Origin of the sequence: Halomonas sp. Cn5-12 (assembly GCF_021532545.1) — a bacterium.
In the GTDB taxonomy this organism is placed as follows: Bacteria; Pseudomonadota; Gammaproteobacteria; order Pseudomonadales; family Halomonadaceae; genus Vreelandella; species Vreelandella aquamarina.
The window spans coordinates 15,709-36,904 of the sequence record NZ_JAKGAY010000005.1; the positions used below are offsets into that span (position 1 = coordinate 15,709).

Consider the following 21,196-nt stretch of genomic DNA (forward strand, 5'->3'; position numbering starts at 1 on the left):
GGAGATCTTAACCCATGATGCGAATCGTGCTGTTTTTAGCCACTAACTTAGCGGTGTTGCTGGTCGCCAGCATTACCCTGCGCCTGTTTGGCGTTGAGAGCTATCTCAACAGCCAAGGCATTAACTTCACCAGCCTACTGATCTTCTGCTTTGTGTTTGGTATGGCAGGCTCACTGGTCTCGCTGTTTATCTCCAAATGGATGGCGAAGCGCTCAACCGGCACGGTGGTTATCGAAACCCCGTCGAACGCCACCGAGCAGTGGCTGGTAGACACCGTGGCCGAGCTTTCCCGCGAAGCGGGCATTAAGACGCCGGAAGTGGGCATTTTCCCCGCCCAGCAGTCCAACGCCTTTGCCACCGGCTGGAATAAAAACGATGCCCTGGTAGCGGTATCGGCGGGCTTGCTCAACCGCATGCGTCCTGAAGAAGTTCGCGCGGTGCTGGCGCACGAAATTGGCCATGTGGCTAACGGCGACATGGTGACGTTGGCGCTGATTCAGGGCGTGGTGAATACCTTCGTGATGTTCTTCGCCCGCATTGTCGCCCACTTGGTCGATAGCTTCCTGAAAAGCCGAAGCGACGGCGAAGGTGGCCTGGGCTTCATGGGCTATTTTGCAGTGGTGATGGTGGCAGAAATCGTCTTTGGCATCGTCGCTTCCGCGATTGTGGCTTGGTTCTCTCGCTACCGCGAGTATCGGGCTGATGAAGCGGGTGCCCGCTTGGCAGGCACCGGTGCGATGGTCAACGCCCTGGCACGTTTGAAGGCCGAAACCGAGATGCCCGACCAAATGCCGGACACCCTGCGTGCGATGGCCATCACCAAAGGCCAGACCCGCTCGCTGGTCGAGCAGCTGTTCGCCAGCCACCCGCCGCTGGATGACCGTATTCGCGCCCTAAAAGAAGCCGCTTACCGTCAGTAAGCTGTGAACGCTCAATAAGATACGCCAAGAGGCCCGCCCATGCGGGCCTTGTGCGTTTAGGTAAACCAATGATGCGTGTTAGCCGCAGCGCACCTGAAAGCCTGCCGCCTGAAGCGACGGCTGCAATGACACAGCGTCGTTTTCCAGAAAGACGGTGAGCGTGGCGAACTCGCGGCGCAGCGGGTAGTTGGCGCGGCAGCTATCAAAGCCCTTGGCAATCCCCTGGTGCATCACCTGACGCTGCAAGGCATCGTGGTCACGGCGCACGTCATACACGGCCCGAACACACAGCCGAAGTGCCTCTTCCACCGGCAGTGCGCTCTGCAACGTTAGCGTGGCCAGGGCTGGCGGCGGGCAGAGCTCGCTAAACGGCATACCGCTGGGCAGGTTTAACTGCGCTGCCAACGCTTGCTGAATCATCCAGGTGCCGCGCAGCTTGCCATCCAGACTATGTCCGGCAATATGTGGCGTTGCTAAAGCGACCAAATCACGCAGCCCTGCATCAATGCCCGGCTCGTCTTCCCAAACGTCTAACACGGCGGTGATATCACCCTTCCCTGCCAAACGGCTGCGCAGCGCTAGGCCATCAATGCAGTCGCCACGCCCAGCGTTTAGCAGCAGCGTACCAGGGGCCAGCTCGTTGATGCGTTGAGTGTTCAGCAGTTGATAGGTGGCGTGAGGGCCAGCCTTCACCAGCGGGGTGTGCAGGCAAATCACGTCGCACTCATTAATCAGTTTATCGAGTGACACAAAGCCGCTTGCGCCCTCTTGTTCCGCCCTGGGAGGGTCACACACCCGTACCGCAACGCCGAGCGCCTGTAGGCGACGCTGCAAACGGCTACCCACATTGCCTGCCCCGACGATACCCACGGTTCGCTCCAGCAGCGGCCAGCCTTCTCGCTCACTCACCGTCAGCAGGCTGCTGAGCACATAATCGACCACCGCCTCCGCATTGCACCCCGGCGCGCTGGCAAAGCCAATATTGCGCTCTTTGAGATAATCGAGATCAATATGGTCGGTGCCAATGGTGCAGGTGCCCACAAAGCGCACCGGGCTATCGGTAAGTAACGCGCGATTCACTTGAGTGATGGAGCGCACGATCAGCGCATCGGCATTTTGCAGGTCAGCCGCTCGGATCTCGCGGCCCGGCAGGCGGTGCAACGTACCCACGCCCCCAAAACAGGCGTCGGCGGCGGGGATATTAGCGTCGATAACAAGTTTCATAGGCGTTTTGGTATCCGGGCTTTACAATACGCCCGCAATGGCTTGCTGTGCAGGCATGATCAAGAAGTCGTTAAGGAGATGGGTGTGATCGTACGCTGGGAAACCGACCATGACTATGTGTTGGTGCATATTCACCAGGATATGTTCGGCGACTGGATTTTCAGCCGCGCCTGGGGACAAATCGGCACCCAGTTTGGCGGATTGAAGCACCAGTTAGCGGATAGCCTGGAGCAAGCACAGATGTGGCTGGAGGATGAAGCAACGATTCAATCCTCCCGCGGATTCCGCAAGGTGCTGGAAGCCGCCGACCACACACCGGCAGGCCAGGAAGCGATGCGCCAGCTGTCGCTATTAGACGCACTCTGACGCATCACCTGTTAGCCAGATTCGCCCGTTTCGTTAACCTAAGAAACGCCGCCCATTGCGCTGATGCACCCCCACGGGGGGCGCTTGTTCCGGCGGCGTGGTGAGCGCGGCAAGTGCCGCCTCATCCAACCAGCCCCGCTCGTTCAACCAGTGGCTTAAACGCGCCACATCGAAGCCGCGATCCAGCTCAACGCCGTTGGCATCCACCAACACCGGAATTCGTGTGCCGTATTGCTCCACCAGTGCGTCGTCGTCGCTGATCTCGATGTGATGCAGCCTCACCTCTTGGTTGGCCAGTGTGGCCACCAGCGCCTCTAGCTGGGCGCACAAATGGCACCCCAGCGTCGTGTAAATCGATAGTTCAATCATCGCCCTTGCTCTTTATCGGCTCAGGAGGAGTGGATCATGACGAGTGGCGCAGCAAAAACACGTGATGCAGATTGGTGCGCCGCTGGAAATCTGGATCGAAGGTGCGCGTGGTGATCTCCTCTACCGCGTAGCGCTCGCTCAGCGCTTCATCCAGCTTAAAGCGCCGCTGGTTGTTGGAGAACACCAGCGTACCGCCAGGGGCTAGGCGTGCCATGGCCAGTTCCACTAAGCGCGGATGGTCGCGCTGCACATCCAGCGTGTCGCGCATCTTCTTCGAGTTTGAGAAGGTCGGCGGGTCCATAAAGATCAGATCAAACTGCGCGTTGGCGGTTTCCAGCCAGCGGAAGCAGTCATCCCGCACCACACGGTGCAGCCTTGGGTCGAGCTTGTTGAGCGCAAAGTTGTCCCGCGCCCACTCCAGGTAGGTGTTGGACATATCCACGCTAACGCTGTCGCTGGCCCCGCCCAGCGCGGCTTGCACAGTGGCCGTCGCGGTATAGCAGAACAGGTTGAGAAAGCGCTTACCGCTGGCCATCTCGCCGAGCATCCGACGTACCGGACGGTGGTCCAGAAACAGGCCAGTATCCAGATAATCGCGCAGGTTGACCCATAGCCGAGCGCTGCCCTCCTGCACTTCAAAACGCTCGCCGCTGGCTTCGCGCTTTTGGTACTGGGCCGCACCGGTTTGCCGCTCGCGGCGTTTGACATAAATCTTACTAGGGTCGACACCCAACGCCTCGGGCAGCACTTCCAGGGCATCAAACAGCCGTTTTTGCGCCTGCGCCGGGTTAATAGAGCTGGGCGCGGCGTACTCCTGCACATGCACGCGGTCGCCGTAACGGTCCACCGCCAGCGCGTATTCAGGCATATCGGCATCGTAAATACGGTAGCAGGTCTCACCGCTCTGCTTCAGCCACTTTTTCAGGCGTTTCTGGTTTTTCGCTAGACGATTGGCAAACATCTGCGCATTTTCCGACACCGCCGGTTTTGCAGTGCTGCTTGCCTGGGGCGCCACGCCCGCTTCTGACGGCTCACCGCTTTGCTGAGGCGCAGGACGAACACTGCCAATCTCCATTAACAGCAGTTTGGCATCCAGCGCGCCGTTTTTTAGCGCGTACTGTTTATGGGCACGCAGGCCTAAGCGGTGGCCAAGATCCGGGTTGCCAGTAAACATCGCTAGCGTCCAACCGGGGAACAGCGCCTTAGCTTTTTCACCGAGCTGGGCGTAAAGCTGCACCAGTTCAGGCAGCTCGCCCAAGCGCTCGCCGTAGGGCGGGTTGGTGATCAATAGCCCCTGCTCGGCGGTCAGGGTCTCTGGCCGGGTTAGTTGAGCAAGGCTCTGGCCGTGGAGCGTTATCAGCGCAGGAATGCCCGCCCGCATGGCGTTAGATTTCGCGGCGGTCAGCGCTGCCGGGCTTTGATCAAAGCCCATCAGTTCCGTTTTGCAGCGTTTGCGGCCAATCGAGGCGCGTGCTTCAGCTTCGCGTTTTAATTCACTCCATACGGCCTCTTGATGGCCTGCCCAGCCGTGAAAGCCAAACCGCTCGCGGTTCAGGTTAGGGGCTTGGTCAGCTGCCATCAGCGCCGCCTCAATCAGCAGCGTACCGGCACCGCACAGCGGGTCAATCAGTGGCTCCCCCGCTTTGGCCCGCTCTGGCCAGCCGGCCCGCACCAGCAGTGCTGCCGCTAGGTTCTCTTTAAGCGGCGCGTGGCCCACATCGCGGCGGTAGCCACGGCGGTGCAGGCTCTCGCCAGAGAGATCGATCCCTAGGCTCAGGTTGGCCCGGTGCAGGTGGGCGTAAATGCGCAGGTCGGGGGTTTTGGTATCGACATTGGGCCGTTCTTGACCGGCCAGCTGTAGCGCATCCACCACGCCATCTTTCACCGTTTGTGCGCCAAACCGCGTGTGGCGAATGTGGTCGCTGCGGCCATGAAAATCCACGGCCAGCGTCTTACCGGGGGCAAGGTGCTGGCTCCAGGAGATGCGTGCAACCACATCGCGCACCTGCTCTGCGGTCTCTATCATCGCTTCACGCGCCAGTAGCAAAATCACGCGGTTTGCTAAGCGAGACCACAAACATACCCGATAGGCGGTGGCTTGGTCGGCAGAAAAATAGACCCCTGCCACGGTGGTTTTACCCGGTTCGGCGCCCAGGGCCGTGAGTTCGTCCGCCAGCAAGCCTTCAATGCCTTTAGGGCAGGTCGCCAGGAGGTTTAGGGGGGCAGTTTGGCTCAGCTCGGTCATGGTGATCGCCGCGCGTAACCGCGCGATATTCCTGTATATGGCAAATGAATGTATGTCTTATGACAATTTGATGGTCGACAAGTGACCCCATCATGGTCTAACAATAAGAGGGTAGCTACTAAAAACGCATGTGTTGCTTGTCAGGGTCATTATTGTGCATGTTTCATAACACCGGTAACGACCCATGGCTTGTCTGAGCTTGCCGCTTCTTCCGTTCAGCACGTGAGTGCTAGGCATTAGCGCTGAGGCAGCAGCTCACTCTTGAACTTGAAGTCACTTCTCGAAGTGGTGTTGGCAATCTGGGTAAAGCACGCCTATGGGCCTGCTGTTACTACGTTGCCTTGTGACCTACTTCTTATCAAAGGCTTTCATGCAAAGAGGTTAGCCAATGAAACGACAAAAACGTGATCGCTTCCAACGGGCTTATGTTCACGGCTATAAAGCGGGCATTACGGGTCGCTCCCGTGATGATTGTCCCAGTCAAGATGTCAATTTACGCGAGTATTGGATGAGTGGTTGGCGTGAAGGTCGCGGCGACCAGTGGGATGGAATGACCGGCGTTTCCGGTATTCATAAAAACCCCATGGTTATGACCTAGTTTATTTACCTTTTATACATACATTTGGAGAACGGAGCCCGCTGCCAAGCGGGCTTTTTAATGCCCCAGCGGTAGCCGCTTCATTCACCCTGTTTGAGCGCTTTCGCACACTGCTGTACCAGCGCTGGGCCTTGGTAAATCAAGCCTGAATAGAGCTGTACTAAGTCCGCACCAGCGGCCATTTTCGCCTTTGCCGCTTCACCGCTATCAATACCGCCCACCCCAATAATTGGCAGCGTGGGGAGATGGGCGCGCAGCAGACGAATCACCGTGTTGGACGCCTCAAACACCGGCTTGCCAGAAAGCCCACCCGCTTCTTGAGCCTGGGGGTCATCACTGACCGCGTCCCGGGAAACGGTGGTATTGGTGGCAATCACGCCATCTAGCTCATTACGGGCAATGCTGCCTGCCACTAATGCCACTTCCTCTTCGCTCATGTCCGGGGCAATTTTCACCAGCAACGGCACGTTGCGGCCTGCTTGGGCATCCAGCTCGCGGCTTTTAGCGCGAATGGGTCCCAAAAGAGCATCTAACTGTTCGCCAAACTGCAGCGTACGCAGCCCTGGCGTATTCGGTGAGGAGATATTCACCGCAATGTAGTCCGCCACGCCGTGTACCGCGTTGAGGCAGGCCAGATAATCATTCAGGGCGTGCTCTACAGAGGTACTCAGGTTTTTGCCGATATTAATGCCCACAATACCGTTGTAGTGACGCTTTTTAACCTGGGCAACAAGGTGCTCTACCCCTTTGTTGTTGAAACCAAAGCGGTTGATGATCGCCTCATGCCCAGCTAGCCGAAACAGACGCGGTTTGGGGTTACCCGGCTGTGCTTTAGGGGTCACGGTGCCCACTTCTACAAAGCCAAACCCCAGTTCTCCCAGCGCATCGAGGTGGTCGGCGTTTTTGTCCAGCCCGGCGGCAAGCCCGACCCGGTTAGGAAAGCGCAGCCCCATGAGTTCGACAGGATCACTCACCGGCTCGCCATACACACGCTTAATACCGCCCACCTTATGCAGCGCGTCAAGCGCGTTCAGCGCCATGCTATGGGTAGTTTCGGGGTCCAGGCGGAATAGCAGCGAGCGGGCAATTGGGTACATCAGCAAGACTCTCCTGAGCGGTGGGCGAAGTGCGGGGCGGGCGCAGTATAACGCACATCGCCCCCTCTTCGCAGAATGAAAAAAGCCGCGTCCTGGTCTCCCAGAGCGCGGCTTTTCGTTAGAACGTAGCTTTTCTCATAGAACCCGTAAGGGCTTATGCTTTGCTATCGCTCTCCGCTAAATCCACCAACTCACGAACCGCGACGGCAAACAGCGCGAATCCGCCTTCGCTTCCGCCACGCACTTCGTCGATCAAGCGGCACCAGCGGCGGTGTAGCTCGGCGTGCTGCTCCAACCACTGGGCCACCCGCTCCTGGGTGTCGCGGCTGCCCGCCTCCAGCTTCAAGACGCTTGTCGTCAGCGCTAGCTGCTGGCGGTCGATATCATCGCGGAAGGTTTCCCGCGCCTGAGCCTGCCAGGAGTCGCGCACTTCAAGGTGCGTGACCTGCTGAATCATCCAGGGTAGCTCCAGGCGGCTGCCGATTTCATAGAACACCTCGGCTACCCGCTGGGGTTTCTCGTTGGTGATGCGGGCCGCTTGAATAATGCCCAGGCCAGCGTAGAGGCTCGGTGCCGCTGCCACGGTAGCAGCCAATGCTTCTGGCACACCAGCGGCTTGCAGCTCGTCGCAGCGCTTGCGCCATGCGGCCTGCTCTTCACCGCTCAGCAACTCGCCAATGCTCTCCTGCAGCTGCGCTAAGCGCGGACCGAAGTACTCAATGGTGTCCTGGGTCGAAAGCCCCAGGTGCTGACGCAGGAACCAGCGTGTTGCACGGCGAATCATGCGCATCAGGTCCAGCATCATGGAGTACTGCACACAGCTGGGCACTTGGTTATCCAGTGCTTCAATCTGTGCCCACAAATCGGTCAGGTTGAAGGCATCCCGGGCGACGACGTAGGCGCGGGCAATGTCGGCTCGGCCAGCACCGGTCGAATCCATCAAGCGGCGTACGAACACAATGCCCATGTGATCAACGAGGTCGTTAGCCACCTGCGTTGCCACGATTTCCCGCTTCAGGCGGTGGTCGTACATCTCGGCTTGATAGCGTTCGGTGAGCACGGCGGGGAACAAGCGCTCCAGATGACGGTGAATATAGAGATCGTCCGGCACGTCAGAGTTGATCAAGTCGCCCTTCAGGGTGCTCTTGGCGTAGGAGATTAGTACCGACAGCTCCGGCAGGCGCATGCCCTGGTTGTTGCTGGCACGCTCTTTCAGAACGTCATCGGCAGGCAGGAATTCAAGCTCGCGGTCTATTTGACCGGCGGACTCCAGCTCGCTGATAAAGCGACGATACGGCCCCATACCCTGATGGGAGAGAATTTCCGACAGATCCAGCGCCTGGGTCTGGCGGTAGTTATCCAGAATCACCAGATCGGCGACTTCTTCGGTCATATCGGCCAGCAGCTGGTTACGCTGCTTATCGGTCATATCGCCACGCTTGACCACTTCATCGATCAAGATTTTGATATTGACCTCGTGGTCGGAGCAGTTCACGCCGCCCGCGTTGTCGATAAAGTCGGTGTAGACTCGCACGCCGTTGGCGGCAGCTTCCATCCGGCCACGCTGGGTCAGGCCCAGGTTACCGCCCTCGCCGACCACACGGCAGTTCAGCTCTTTACCGTTGATGCGCAGCGCGTCGTTGGCTTTATCACCCACGTCCGCATCGGTCTCTTCTGAGCTTTTCACATAGGTGCCGATACCGCCGTTCCAAATCAGATCCACCTTCGCCTTGAGCATGGCGCGAATCAGATCGTTAGGAGACAAGCGCGTTTCTTCGATACCAAACACCTGCTGCATTTCCGGCGTGATGGTGATCGACTTGGCGCTGCGGCTGAACACCCCACCCCCCTGGGAGATCAGTTCGCTGCTGTAATCTTCCCAGCTGGAGCGCGGCAGATTGAACAGGCGCTTGCGCTCGGCAAAGGCCGCTGCGGCATCCGGGTTCGGGTCGACGAAGATGTGCAGGTGGTTGAAGGCGCCCACCAATTGGATCTTATCGGAAAGGAGCATACCGTTACCGAACACGTCCCCGGCCATGTCACCGATACCCACCACGGTAAACAGGTCCTGCTGGGTATTGACGCCCAGGTTGCGGAAGTGGCGCTTGACCGACTCCCAGGCGCCCCGTGCGGTGATCCCCATTTTCTTGTGGTCGTAGCCATTGGCGCCACCAGAGGCGAACGCATCCCCCAGCCAGTGGCCATACTCAATGGAAATTGCGTTGGCGATGTCCGAGAAAGTAGCGGTGCCTTTATCTGCGGCAACCACTAAGTAGGTGTCATCTTCATCGTGACGCACCACGTTTTGCGGCGGTACCACCTCGCCACCCACGAGATTATCGGTGACATCCAGCAGCGCGCGAATGAAGATTTGGTAGCACGCGATGCCTTCTTTCTGCTGGGTTTCGCGGTCGGCGTTTTCCGGCATGCGTTTGCACACAAAGCCGCCTTTCGCACCAACGGGCACGATTACCGCGTTTTTCACCTGCTGCGCTTTAACGAGGCCCAGCACTTCGGTACGGAAATCTTCAAGACGGTCCGACCAGCGCAGGCCGCCACGCGCCACTTTGCCACCGCGCAGGTGAACGCCTTCGACACGCGGCGAGCAGACGAAAATCTCGTAGGCCGGACGCGGCTTGGGCATACCCGTTACTTTCGACGGTTCAAGCTTGTAGGCAATGTAATCCTTGAAGCGGCCATCGCCAGTTTTCTGGTAATAGTTGGTGCGCAGCGTGGCCTGGATCAGCTCCATGAAACGGCGCAGCAGCTGGTCGTCATTGAGGCTGGCAACGCCTTCCAGGTGCTCGTTAAGGCGTGCTAAGCAGTCGTCTAGGTTACTGGGCTGTTGGGCCGGGTCGAAACGTAAGCGGAACAGCTCAACCAGGGTTTGGGTGATGGCCGGATAGTTGGCCAGCGTTGCAGCGATGTAGTCCTGGGACATGCCGAAGCGGATCTGTTTCAAATAGCGGGCATAGCCGCGCAACATAGCCACTTCACGCCAGTCCAGGCCAGCACTGATAATCAGACGGTTAAAGGCGTCATTATCGGCCTCGCCTGCCCAAATGCGCTTGAACGCTTCGCTGAAGGTGTCGCGCATTTCGCTCAGGTTGACGCCTTCGCGGCTATGCTCCAGCTCAAAGTCGTGAATCCAATAGCGCTGCTGCGGCGCATTGATATCGTAGGGGCGCTCGCCAATCACGCGCAGGCCGAGATTTTCCATCATCGGCAACACATCAGAGAGCGGAATTTGCGATTCGCGGTGGAACAGTTTCAGGTTCATGCCGCCCGCCTGCTCTTCCAGCGGGCGGTAGAGCGATAGCGACAGGTCATGGCCACTATCCAAGGTTAACAGGTGGTGAACGTCAAATACCGCCGTGCGGGCATTGAAGTCTTCCCGGTAACTAGCGGAGAACGCATCGTGGAACTGATCGATCAGATGGTTAGCACGCTCTTCACCAAAACCTTCGACCATGGCTTCCTGCAGCTCGTCGCGCCAGCTGCGCGCCAAGCGGGCGACTTTGCTCTCCAAACGCTTCAGGTCGTACTGGCTGGGGGCGTCGCCGTTAAAACGTAGAATAAGCTGGATACGCGCCAGCACCGACTCGGATAAGTAGGTATTGAAGTCGCCAAAGTGGGCATCCAACTCATCACACAGCATGCCCTGAATGCGCTGGCGCAGGTCGGTAGAGAACACGTCCCGTGGTACAAACACCAGGCAAGAGTAGAACTTACCGCTAACATCGGCGCGGATAAACAGGCGCACCTGGCGGCGCTCACGAATATTGAGAATACCCAACGCGGTGCTGGCCAGGGATTCCGTGCTGATCTGGAACAGATCATCGCGGGGGTAGACTTCCAACACCTGCAGCAGCTGCTTGCCGTTGTGGCCCTGGGGATTGAAGCCAGCGATATCCATCACGGCCTTGAGCTTGCGGCGCAGCAACGGAATATTGCGCGGCGACTCGTTGTATACCGTGGCGGTGAACAAGCCAAAGAAACGACGCTCGCCGATCACATTGCCGTCATCGTCGTAGCGGTCGACGGTGATGTAGTCTGGATAAGTGGGGCGATGCACGCGGGAGTGGTGCGCGCTTTTGGCGAACGAGAGCAGTTGCGGCACCAGCACGTAGTCGTCGTGCTCGCCGATGCCCTCTTCGGTACGGATACGCTCACGGTAGCGCGGCTGATCTAGGCGGAATACGCCCAGCACGCTGTTAGGATCGCGCTGCAGCTCGTTACCGTCCAGCAGGTACTCGTCATAGCCAAGGAAGGTGAAGTTATCCTTCAACAGCCACTCTAGGAAGGCAATGGCTTCTTCGTGGTCATCCGGGTCAATTTGCGGTGGGCAGTTCTTTTCCAGCTCTTGAATGGCGGAAGTAATCTGACCGCACATGGCATCAAAATCGCTCACGGCGGTACGCACATCGCGCAGCACTTCATGCAGATTGCGCTCAATTTTTGCCAGGAACTCAGCGTCGGTGTGGCGATCGACTTCGATCACAATCAGCGATTCACGGGCGTCCGGTGCATTCTCATCTTTGGGAGAGGTGAGCGCCTTCAGCTGATGCTGGCTATCACGGGCCACGGCGAACACGGCGTTTTGAATGGCGTGTACCGTTAGGCCGCGACGGTTGAGTTCGATGCGCACGGAGTCGACCAAAAACGGCATGTCTTCATGGAGCACCGCCACAAAGGTGTGGGTCGACTGCCAACCATGCTCTTCAAAGTCCGGGTTAAAAATACGCACTTTGGGGCTTTGCGGGTCATGGTGCTGTAAAAACTGCCAGATGGAGAGCGTCGCGCCGTAAAGGTCATCCAACCGACGGTCTACCAGGTCTTCCACCGGTACCGTGGCGTAAAAGTGGCGTGCAAAGGCTTCGATGGCGGCCGCCCTTGCTGGCTCCAGTCGCGCTTCCAATCGCTCTTTTAGCTGCTTTAAAAGATCCTGCCGACTCTCTTCAATCGCAACGTAATGCATCCATCACCTCGACTGCCTGGGGCCACTACATAGGCCAAAAAAACGAAGGACAATAGGCCTTTAGGCCACTCTACCTGTTAGCTTACGCTACCCAGGATCGCCACCCTAACCATCTGACAGGTTATTCATGGAGTATGCCGCTTGTGCATCATAAGCACTATTGACAAGTTCAGCGTATCAGCTTTGTGAGTCCACTTGTGGCTGCCGACGGGTCAGCAACACACCACACTCACAGTGGTGGGTAAACGGGAACTGGTCAAATAGCGCAAAACGCTCAATATCGTGGGTCTTAGTCAGTAGCGTTAAGTTTTCGGCAAGCGTGGCCGGGTTGCATGAAATATAGACGATTTGAGCGTATTCGCTGATTTGTTGGCAGCTTTGCTCATCTAGCCCGGCCCTGGGCGGGTCGACTAACACGGTTGAAAAGTCATACTCGTCCAGCGCCATCTCGGCCACGCGGCGGCCCTCTTTTTCCCCTTTCAGTGCCAGTGCAAACTCTTCCGCCGACATGCGGGCCACGTGGGCATTGGTCACGCCATTGGCTTCAAGGTTGACGTTGGCGCTAGCGACAGAGGTGCGCGAAATCTCGGTGGCCAGCACGCGGCGGAAGTTCTCAGCCAGCGCAATGGTGAAGTTGCCGTTGCCGCAATACAGCTCCACCAGATCTTCTGTTTGGCGGCCTTGCGTGGCTTCTTTAGCCCAGCTCAGCATGGTTTGGCAAATATGCGCGTTGGGCTGGGTAAAGCTATTTTCTACCTGCTGGTAGTGCAGCGTGCGGCCATCCACCGTGAGCCGCTCCCATACGTGATCCTGGGTCAGTACCAGACGCTGCTTACGCGAACGGCCTATGATCATGATATCTAGGGCTTTTTCCAGAGCACGGGCTTCGGCTTCCCAGGCATCGCCCAGCGGGCGATGGTAGATCAACGTGACCAGCGCTTGCCCCGAGAGCGTGGTTAAAAACTCCACCTGGAATAGACGACGGCGCAACTCGTCGCTGGCGAGAAAGGCGTCGCGCAGCTTAGGCATTAGCTCATTGATATGGGCGCTGGCCACCGGAAACTGATCTAACCGAACCACTCGTTTGTTTTTGGGGTTTTCCGGGTCGACCTCGAACATAGCGTAAAAGAGATCGTCCTCTTCATGCCAAATGCGAAACTCGCAACGCTGGCGATAATGGCTGGGTGGCGAAGGGTACACCTCCAGGGCAGGCGTATCGAACGCGGCAAAGGTGCTTTCCACATAGGCTTGCTTCTCAGCCAGCTGTTCGTCGTAGCGTGCTGGATCTACTGTAGGGATCGCCAAGGTGGCTCCTCATCACTCAATATTAAAATAGGAAAAAAGACGTTTATTCACCGCCGCCTAGCGGGCGCCGTGCAGTACGAGCGGCCGTGGTTCATGAAAGCCGTAGCGGGCGAAGCCATCGGTAAGCGCCTGAGCAGGCGCCGTGGTGAAGCAACGGCCATCGTGTGCACTGCTCACTAGGGTAGTGGCCACTTGCCCCACCCGGCGGGCAATGGCATCACCGGAGTCTACCCATGTGATAGGCGCTGGTGCCAGCGTGACTAATAGTGGTTGCAGCAACGGAAAGTGGGTGCAGCCAAGCACGACAGTATCTAGCGCGGGGCTCTCTAGGGTGGCTTGCCATAGCGGCGCTAGCGCTTGCTGAATGCGCGGTGCGTTGAGCGGCGTTCCGGCTAGCCACGCTTCAGCTTCGGTAACCAGGGCATCTGCCGCTATTTTGGTCACCACGCAGTCACTGGCAAAGCTGTCGATTAGCCCCTGGGTATAGGGGCGATTCACCGTAGCCGTCGTCGCCAACAAGCCAATATGGCGCGATGTGCTCATCAGCGCTGCCGGTTTAATCGCGGGCACGGTACCAATGACAGGAATTGAGAGCGTTTGGCGCAGCCCTTCTAGGGCAAGGGTGCTGGCAGTATTACAGGCAACCACCAGCACGCTGGCTTGGCACGCTTGGACTGCCGCCTGGCAAACCATCACAATCCGCTTAGCGAGGGTCGCATCGTCGCGCAGGCCGTAAGGTAGCCAAGCGTTGTCGCAGGCGTAGCACAGGGCAGCCGATGGATAGTGCTGGCGCAGCGCACGGGCAACGGAAAGCCCGCCCACGCCGGAATCAAAAATCAGTATAGGCCCTGACATCACCCTTCACCTGCACAGTCCGCTATGTAGAAACCCACCCCATTAATAGTGGCGCTACTGGCAACGGCCACCACGCAATGACTCAACTTTTCAGCCGCCCAATAAAAACGGGGCGCCAGTTTAACACGCCCCGTTCGGCTCTGAAGGATTCACATTTGACAGGAGTTACAGTGCTGGAACTTCCGCACCGCATAGTTCAGCGTAAAGCTCTGGGTAGGCGAGTTGCAGACGCTCCAGCTCTTTTTCGGCCCCTTCGGGCAGGGCCTGACGTAGCTCCTCCATATCCTCTTCGCTGAAGTGCTTATCGATCAGTGGGAAAAGCCCCTCGCGCTCGTGACGCAGATAGCCGCGGTGGGCTTCCAGGTACGCTTTGAGATCTTCGGCAAAGCGATCCATGGGCAGGATGTTATCCATCAGGATCATATCGATATCTTGGGACAGACGCATTAAGCGCGGCTTTAGCTCGCGATAGTCGTTAGTCATTTGCTCCATCAGCGGGAGGTGCTCTGGAGCCTGGGTTTTGAGCCGTTCAACGCAGATGCGCTCAAGGGGCGTAGCAAAACCGTCCATGTAGGACAAAATGTAATCGACCACCTCACGCATCAGTTGAAAGTCGGGCCGCTCGCCGTTGGCCAAGGTTTTATGCTTTAGCTGCAGCACATGGAGCATTCGCGCCATGTTGGCATGATCTAGACGCAGTTGGTTTAACATCGTGCCGTCTCCTTCGTAAGTGTCATGCCTGCCGCTCTCCCTACGGAGCATTAGGCACGCGATCATGAGCTGGGTTCTACTACACTAGCGTTAATCCCTGCCTTGCGCCTCTAAGATTACGAACGCTGGCGGGCGCTTCTTATTGTTATGCCACAAGGTAGTCTGACGTTACCCTATTTACCACAGACACTTATTAAGCGTTAATTGTTCAACGCCTCGATTTACAACGGAAGTTTATATGGATCTTTTTGAAGCCACTCCAGGTGAAGACGCTCCGCTTGCCTTTCGCATGCGCCCTTTGACGCTTGATGACTACATTGGCCAGCAGGCGCTTGTGGGGCCGGACAAACCGCTGCGCCGCATGGCGGAGTCGGGCGTAGTGCGCTCTATGATCTTGTGGGGGCCACCGGGCGTAGGCAAGACCACCCTGGCAGAGCTGTTAGCACGTGCGTCTGAAGCGCATCTTGAGCACCTAAGTGCGGTGATGGCTGGCGTAAAAGAGATTCGTGCGGTGGTAGAGCGCGCTCGCCAGCGCTCCTCGCCCACGCTTCTCTTTTTAGATGAGATTCACCGTTTGAACAAGAGCCAACAGGACGCCCTGCTGCCTCATGTGGAGTCCGGCCTGTTAACGCTGATTGGCGCCACCACTGAAAATCCCTCCTTCGAGGTGAACTCAGCGCTGCTCTCACGCGCGCGTGTTTATGTGCTAAAGCCACTAACCCAGCAAGAGCTTATTCAGGTGATGCAGCAAGCATTGGCACATGACCAGCGCGGCCTGGGCAAGCGACCAATTGACATAGAGCCTGGCGTACTGGAAGCCCTCGCCCATGCTAGCGCGGGGGATGCCCGGAGAGCCTTAGGGCTACTGGAAACGGCTTGTGATTTTACCGAACAGCAAGATGGTCGCGAGGTGCTACGCAAAGCGGTACTGGCGGATGTAGTCGGCCATCAGTCCAGCGCGTTTGATAAGCAAGGCGATGCTTACTATGACCTGCTATCCGCCATCCATAAATCGATCCGATCGTCGCGCCCTGATGCCGCACTTTTGTACATGGCGCGCTTTATCCAGGGCGGCGGCGACCCATTGGATATCGTGCGGCGCTTAACCGCCATTGCCTCGGAAGACGTAGGCAATGCCGACCCGCGCGCCCTGCCGCTCGTCATCGCCGCCTGGGATGCCTATTTGCGCCTGGGCGATTATGAGGGCCAACGGGCGATTGCCCATGCAGCGATTCATCTGGCAGTGGCACCTAAAAGTAACCGCATTGACCGGGCCTGGAAAAGCGCCCAGCAGTTTGTCCAGCAGCAGCCCCAGGTGGAAGTACCCACCTACCTACGCAACGCACCTACCAAACTGATGGAGCAGCTAGGCCATGGCGAGGGCTACCGATATGCTCATAACGAAGCGGATGGCTATCCAGCGGGCAGCACTCACGACTGTTGGCCGGAAGGCGTGCCGAAAACACGCTTTTACGAGCCGAGTCCGTTTGGCCAGGAGAAGCGGTTTGGGGAAATCATGGCGTGGCGGGAGCAGCGGGATCAGGAAGCAGATCAGGCACCCTAAAAGTGCCTGATAAACTGCGTTAACACGGTGAAGTAACCGCCAGAGATTTAAAGCTCTTCGCGGATAACGTCGGTGCCTTCAGGAATCTGGAAATCAAATAGACCACGATCAATGCTGCCATTGCGAGTAATGTCGCTGAAGGTGATGGCGGTGCGCTGGCCAGTGCTGTCCATCATCCACAGCTCGGTCAGGATCTGACCTTCAAAGACCATGCTCAGCTCTTCAAATAGCGTGTCTGCCAGCGTAGGAATCAGCGTAAACACGTCATCGCCGTCCTGCTGCTCGTAAAACACATCGTAGCTGGCGGTTAGCTCATCGGCGCTACCTGACAGCAATAGCGCGGGCGTGTGGGTAACACGGTCATCCATCGCTTGCACGGTCACTTGCTCAAGATCTGGATCGTAAAGGTAGACATCTTCACCATCAGAGACCACGGTTTGCGAGTACGGAGCTTCAACTTCCCAACGCAGCATACCCGGGCGCGATAACCACATTTCCCCACGGGCACTCTGAAGACGCTCACCGCCACCATCCAGAATCTGCTGTTCAAAAGTCGCGTGGTAGTTTTCCAGAGGATCCAGGCGCTCGGTAAGCCGCTCTGCGGCCTCATTGGCCCACGCTGTCATCGGTGCAGCAAAGGTTAACCCGAGCGCACTGGCGGCAAGCACCAACGCAGGTGAGCGACGGTTAGAGGGTTCGCGCATGTTCTTTCTCCCTAGGCATTCATTGCCGAATAGCGGACGAGGCAAGGAGCGATAAGACGTTCCGTATGCCTCTCAGACGTAAAAAGCGCCGCAGGGTTTCGCCTGCGGCGCGACTTTCACGCTTATTGCATGATTGGTGAGGCCACGCTTAGTGACCAACCGGCGGCGGTGCCAGCACTTCGCGAGCACCGTTGGTGCCCATAGAGGAGACAACGCCTGCGCCCTCCATGGCTTCAACTAAGCGTGCCGCTCGGTTATAGCCAATTTTAAATCGCCGCTGCACGGCAGAAATCGAGGCCTTACGGGTCTCGGTCACAAACTGCACCGCTTCATCGTAAAGCGCATCCTGCTCGGCATCGTCGCCATCAATCCCTTCCGCTTCAAGCCCAGTTAGTGCATCCGCAGAAACACCGCCGGAAAGAATCTCCTCAATGTACTCAGGCTCGCCGCGACGCTTCCAATCATCGACCACTCGATGGACTTCATCGTCGTCCACGAAGGCACCGTGAACCCGATTAGGCGGCCCGGAACCGGCGGGCAGGTAGAGCATATCCCCGTGTCCCAGCAGGCTCTCTGCCCCTCCTTGATCCAGAATGGTACGCGAATCGATTCGCGAGGAGACCTGGAAGGCCATTCGCGAAGGAATGTTCGCCTTGATCAAACCAGTCACCACATCCACCGATGGACGCTGGGTGGCAAGAATCAGGTGAATACCGGCAGCCCGCGCTTTTTGTGCCAGACGTGCGATCAGCTCTTCGACTTTTTTGCCGACGATCATAAACATATCGGCAAACTCATCGATGACCACCACGATGTAGGGCAGCTTCTCCAGCACCGGCGGCGTTTGGTGCATCTCCCAGGGCTGCGGCTCCCATAATGGGTCGGCCACCTGGGCGCCGGCACGCTCGGCTTCGTCTAGGCGGGCGTTAAAGCCGGCAATATTACGTACGCCCATCGCCGCCATCAGCTTATAGCGACGCTCCATTTCCGCCACGCACCAGCGCAGGCTGTTGGCCGCCTCTTTCATATCGGTGACCACCGGCGCCAGCAGGTGCGGAATACCGTCATACACCGATAGCTCCAGCATCTTGGGGTCGACCATGATCAGCTTGAGCTCATCGGGTTTAGCCTTGAGCAGCATGGAGATCAGCATCGCGTTGACCCCCACCGATTTACCCGAACCGGTCGTACCGGCCACCAGCAGGTGGGGCATTTTGCCTAGGTTCGCGACCACCGGCCCACCGCCAATATCTTGGCCCAGCGCCATCGTTAGCGGTGAGCTCTCCTGCTGATAGCGGTCAGAGTCGATCACTTCACGCAGGCGAATCATCGCGCGGTGCGGGTTAGGAATTTCGATCCCCACCGTTGGCCGACCGGGAATGACCTCTACTACGCGAACGCTTTTCACCATCAGCGAGCGGGCAAGGTCTTTCGCCAAATTGCTGATCTTAGAAACTTTCACCCCAGCGGCCGGCTTAATCTCAAAGCGCGTAATCACCGGGCCCGGCCAAGTATCCACCACTTCAGCTTTGACGCCGTACTCCCGCAGCCGCACTTCGAGAAGCTCGGCCATGTCCGCCAGCTGCTCATCGGTATAGTTAGGCTGATGCGGCTCTGGGGGCGTTAACAGCTGCAAACTGGGCACATCGCCTTCAGGCTCGGGCAGCGTTTCAAACGCTGGGCGCTGGTTCTGCAGATGCTCCACCGTCCACAGCGTGGGGCCGTTATCCGCTTCCTCCTCAACTTGCTCGGTAGAGAAGGTTGGCTCATGGCGCGAGCTGGCAGTAGCAGATGCGACAGGCCTGACGGATAACTCATCGTCATCTTCGTCACCCCACACTGGCTCTGGCACTACTTCCGGCACTCGCTCTCGGCGCGGTTCAGCCGCTATGGAGGGGGCTTGGTAGGCTGGCTGGCTATCTTCACTGCGCAGCGTTACTGGTTCGGGGTGCTCTGACTCCGGCTCTGGGCGGCTCGTAAACGCGGTGGATGCTGATGGCTCAGTAGCTTCCGGTTCCCGCTCATCGCGCGTTGCACGCAGCGGTACAGAAGCTGCATAGAGCTCACGCTCCTGCTCATCTTCAACCCGCAGCGGTGTATTGCTACCCAATTCATGGCTAGGCATCGGCTCGGGTGTTTCAGTTGGCGCAGGTGTTTCAGGCTTAGGCGCTGGAACTTTTTCAACTGCAGACTCAGGCTGTTGCGTTGGCTCCGGTTCTTTAGCGGATAACGACATTAGTGGTTCACTGGGCGCTTCTGGCTCCTGCGTCTTGGCAGGCGCTGGCGGAGTCGCTTCTGGCGCGGCCGTCCGAGGCTCTGAGGTGCTTTGCGGCTTCGCTCCATGGCGTTCGCTCAGTACAGTGGCTGCCTCCCAAGGAATGGAGGTATCCGTAGTAGATGTCTCTTCTTGCGTCTCTTCTACAGGTGCTGAGAAGCTTGGCTCACGCCGCTCGCGACGACTTGATGGTGAACGCTCACTAACGGCAGGGCGCTCCTGCGGCGCAGGCGATTCACTGGCGCGAGGTGCAGCATTGACGGCTGGCGTCTCTTCTTTCTCATCTACAGCGTCCGTACTGGTATCGCTAGGCTCTGCCCAGGAGCGCTGCTTCACTTTTTTAGACGCCGCTTTAGCAGCCGCACGCACGGCAGCGCGCTCAGCACGCTTTTCGCGACCTTTAGCACGGCGAGCGCTAAACCATCCGCCGATACGGCACAGCTTGCGTCCAACTTCATCGGCCACCTGTAACCACGACATGCCGCTGAATAACGGGAAGCCAATCAGAATTAGCGCGGCGGCAATCAAGCCCACACCGCCGCTACTCACCAACGGTTTCAGCGTACCGACGAGCCCTTCGCCTAAAATACCGCCTGAGGCATAGGGCAGAATGCTATCTGGATGATAAAAGTGCAGTGCGCCCAGCATGGTCGTACCGAACATTAGCAACACCAAACCGCCTGCGCGCACGGCAATGGCCACCGGATCCAGCTCGAAACGCACCTGGCGTGAGCGCATCAGCCACCAAGCGGCGTAACCAAACATTCCCGGCCACCACAGGGCACTGGCCCCGAGCAGTGAATAGAGCACGTCGGCCAGCCATGCACCAACCGGGCCCATCCAGTTACGCACATCGGTTTCAGGCCCTTGGTACGACCAGCCGGGGTCGGCTGGATGGTAGCTAAACAGCGCCAATAGCAAAAAGACGCAGAGCGCCAGCATCACAACCACCACCCCTTCACGGGCGGATCCTTGCAGGCGCAAGCCAAACCGGCGCGCCTTATCCTTTGCGGCATTCACCCGCGTCGATGAATTAGAACTAGATGGTGACTGACGCGACTGTCGCTGCGTTCGCTTGTCTACCGCCTTATTTACTTTCAAGCGATTCTCCCTTTACACCACACGGTGTCTTTAATCCACTTGCGAGTTTGCATCATACCGAGCATCCTTCCGCCGTCACAGCGCTTCTATAGAAGCTATCAGCAACAGGAGCAAGCGATGCTACCTTGGCTCTCATCGCCACACCCTTCATTTCCATCTACCGAACAGGCATTAGAGTCTCCCAACGGCCTCCTAGCCGCCGGTGGAGAGCTTACACCAGCCTGGCTGGTAGACGCTTACCGGAAAGGGATATTTCCTTGGTATAGCGACAAGGACCCCATTTTATGGTGGAGCCCTGACCCGCGCATGATACTGCTGCCTGCTCAGTTTAAACGACGCCGCAGTCTAGCTAAACGGCTGCGACATGGTGGCTTTAGCGTGACACTAGATCAACAGTTCATCCAGGTCGTTGAGGCATGTGCTGCTCCCCGTAAAAATGAACCGGGCACTTGGATTAACCCGGATATGCGTCGTGCCTATCAGCGCCTTCACGAACTTGGCATCGCCCACAGCATTGAGGTACACCGTGACGGCGAGCTGGTCGGCGGGCTGTATGGGCTGGCCATGGGGCCAGTGTTCTTTGGTGAGTCGATGTTTTCACGTCAACCCGACGCTTCCAAAATTGCGCTGGCCTACTTGGCAGGCGCCATGCAACGCCATGGTGGTGAACTCATCGACTGCCAAATGCACACGCCGCATTTAGCCAGCCTGGGTGCGACAACAGTCGCCCGTAGCACGTTCATCAACTACCTTGAACAATGGTTGCCAGAAAAGGCTTTTCGCTTACCACCTGCCCATCAGACGCCATCCGTGCCTGCCTCACCATGGCTGGCGGCGATACCCTCAGGCGCTGAAGCAGAGTGACCGCGCCGTTTTTCACCAAG

15 protein-coding genes are annotated in these 21,196 nt (G+C 57.9%); 5 read left to right on the plus strand and 10 right to left on the minus strand.

From position 1 onward, the window contains the following. Window positions 1-14: 14 nt before the first annotated feature. Window positions 15-920 (plus strand): protease HtpX, encoded by a 906-nt coding sequence (gene htpX, locus L1249_RS04450; RefSeq protein ID WP_062359277.1) that lies wholly within the window; start codon window positions 15-17, stop codon window positions 918-920. A gap of 78 nt (window positions 921-998) precedes the next feature. On the opposite strand, the gene pdxB is transcribed toward htpX, so the two are convergent. Next, window positions 999-2,144, minus strand: a complete 1,146-nt coding sequence (gene pdxB, locus L1249_RS04455; RefSeq protein ID WP_058576907.1) for a 4-phosphoerythronate dehydrogenase PdxB — start codon at window positions 2,142-2,144, stop codon at window positions 999-1,001. 84 nt (window positions 2,145-2,228) lie between these two features. Between pdxB and L1249_RS04460 the strand changes: the two genes are divergently transcribed. Beyond that, window positions 2,229-2,510 carry a WGR domain-containing protein gene (locus L1249_RS04460; RefSeq protein WP_058576952.1) on the plus strand — a complete coding sequence of 94 codons (282 nt, stop codon included), beginning with the start codon at window positions 2,229-2,231 and terminating at the stop codon, window positions 2,508-2,510. 33 nt (window positions 2,511-2,543) lie between these two features. Here L1249_RS04460 and L1249_RS04465 read toward each other — a convergent pair whose 3' ends face one another. Next, window positions 2,544-2,879, minus strand: a complete 336-nt coding sequence (locus tag L1249_RS04465) for a glutaredoxin family protein (protein WP_044627787.1) — start codon at window positions 2,877-2,879, stop codon at window positions 2,544-2,546. Between the two features lie 34 nt (window positions 2,880-2,913). Next, window positions 2,914-5,124: a bifunctional 23S rRNA (guanine(2069)-N(7))-methyltransferase RlmK/23S rRNA (guanine(2445)-N(2))-methyltransferase RlmL gene (gene rlmKL / locus L1249_RS04470; RefSeq protein WP_062373653.1), complete on the minus strand. Its 2,211-nt coding sequence runs from the start codon at window positions 5,122-5,124 to the stop codon at window positions 2,914-2,916. 388 nt (window positions 5,125-5,512) lie between these two features. Here rlmKL and rmf point away from each other — a divergent pair, with 388 nt between their 5' ends. Continuing rightward, window positions 5,513-5,722 carry a ribosome modulation factor gene (gene rmf / locus L1249_RS04475; RefSeq protein ID WP_009722578.1) on the plus strand — a complete coding sequence of 70 codons (210 nt, stop codon included), beginning with the start codon at window positions 5,513-5,515 and terminating at the stop codon, window positions 5,720-5,722. A gap of 80 nt (window positions 5,723-5,802) precedes the next feature. Here the strand turns inward: rmf and L1249_RS04480 are convergent, their stop codons facing one another. The 5 genes from L1249_RS04480 to L1249_RS04500 form a co-directional block, all read right to left on the minus strand. Next, a complete protein-coding gene (locus L1249_RS04480) occupies window positions 5,803-6,819 on the minus strand; it encodes a quinone-dependent dihydroorotate dehydrogenase (RefSeq protein ID WP_058576909.1) in 1,017 nt (338 codons plus the stop codon). A gap of 154 nt (window positions 6,820-6,973) precedes the next feature. Then, window positions 6,974-11,797, minus strand: coding sequence for an NAD-glutamate dehydrogenase (locus tag L1249_RS04485; protein WP_062373650.1), 4,824 nt, complete (start codon window positions 11,795-11,797; stop codon window positions 6,974-6,976). Window positions 11,798-11,974: 177 nt separating this feature from the next. Next, entirely contained in the window at window positions 11,975-13,102 is a 1,128-nt protein-coding gene (gene trmA / locus L1249_RS04490; RefSeq protein ID WP_058576911.1) for a tRNA (uridine(54)-C5)-methyltransferase TrmA, read from the minus strand. A 57-nt stretch (window positions 13,103-13,159) separates the two neighbouring features. Continuing rightward, a complete protein-coding gene (murI, locus tag L1249_RS04495; protein WP_058576912.1) occupies window positions 13,160-13,957 on the minus strand; it encodes a glutamate racemase in 798 nt (265 codons plus the stop codon). 165 nt (window positions 13,958-14,122) lie between these two features. Next, complete coding sequence (locus L1249_RS04500; protein ID WP_062373647.1) at window positions 14,123-14,668, minus strand: hemerythrin domain-containing protein; 546 nt, start codon at window positions 14,666-14,668, stop codon at window positions 14,123-14,125. A gap of 238 nt (window positions 14,669-14,906) precedes the next feature. Between L1249_RS04500 and L1249_RS04505 the strand changes: the two genes are divergently transcribed. Then, the gene (locus L1249_RS04505; RefSeq protein WP_062373644.1) at window positions 14,907-16,232 is read left to right on the plus strand and encodes a replication-associated recombination protein A; all 1,326 of its coding nucleotides are present in this window, start codon (window positions 14,907-14,909) and stop codon (window positions 16,230-16,232) included. 47 nt (window positions 16,233-16,279) lie between these two features. Here the strand turns inward: L1249_RS04505 and lolA are convergent, their stop codons facing one another. Together lolA and L1249_RS04515 are read right to left on the minus strand one after the other, a co-directional pair. Then, window positions 16,280-16,936 (minus strand): outer membrane lipoprotein chaperone LolA, encoded by a 657-nt coding sequence (lolA, locus tag L1249_RS04510; protein ID WP_044627795.1) that lies wholly within the window; start codon window positions 16,934-16,936, stop codon window positions 16,280-16,282. 148 nt (window positions 16,937-17,084) lie between these two features. Continuing rightward, window positions 17,085-20,312, minus strand: coding sequence for a DNA translocase FtsK (locus tag L1249_RS04515; RefSeq protein ID WP_228168482.1), 3,228 nt, complete (start codon window positions 20,310-20,312; stop codon window positions 17,085-17,087). A gap of 117 nt (window positions 20,313-20,429) precedes the next feature. Between L1249_RS04515 and aat the strand changes: the two genes are divergently transcribed. Beyond that, complete coding sequence (gene aat, locus L1249_RS04520) at window positions 20,430-21,176, plus strand: leucyl/phenylalanyl-tRNA--protein transferase (RefSeq protein WP_044627797.1); 747 nt, start codon at window positions 20,430-20,432, stop codon at window positions 21,174-21,176. The last annotated feature ends 20 nt before the right edge of the window (window positions 21,177-21,196 follow it).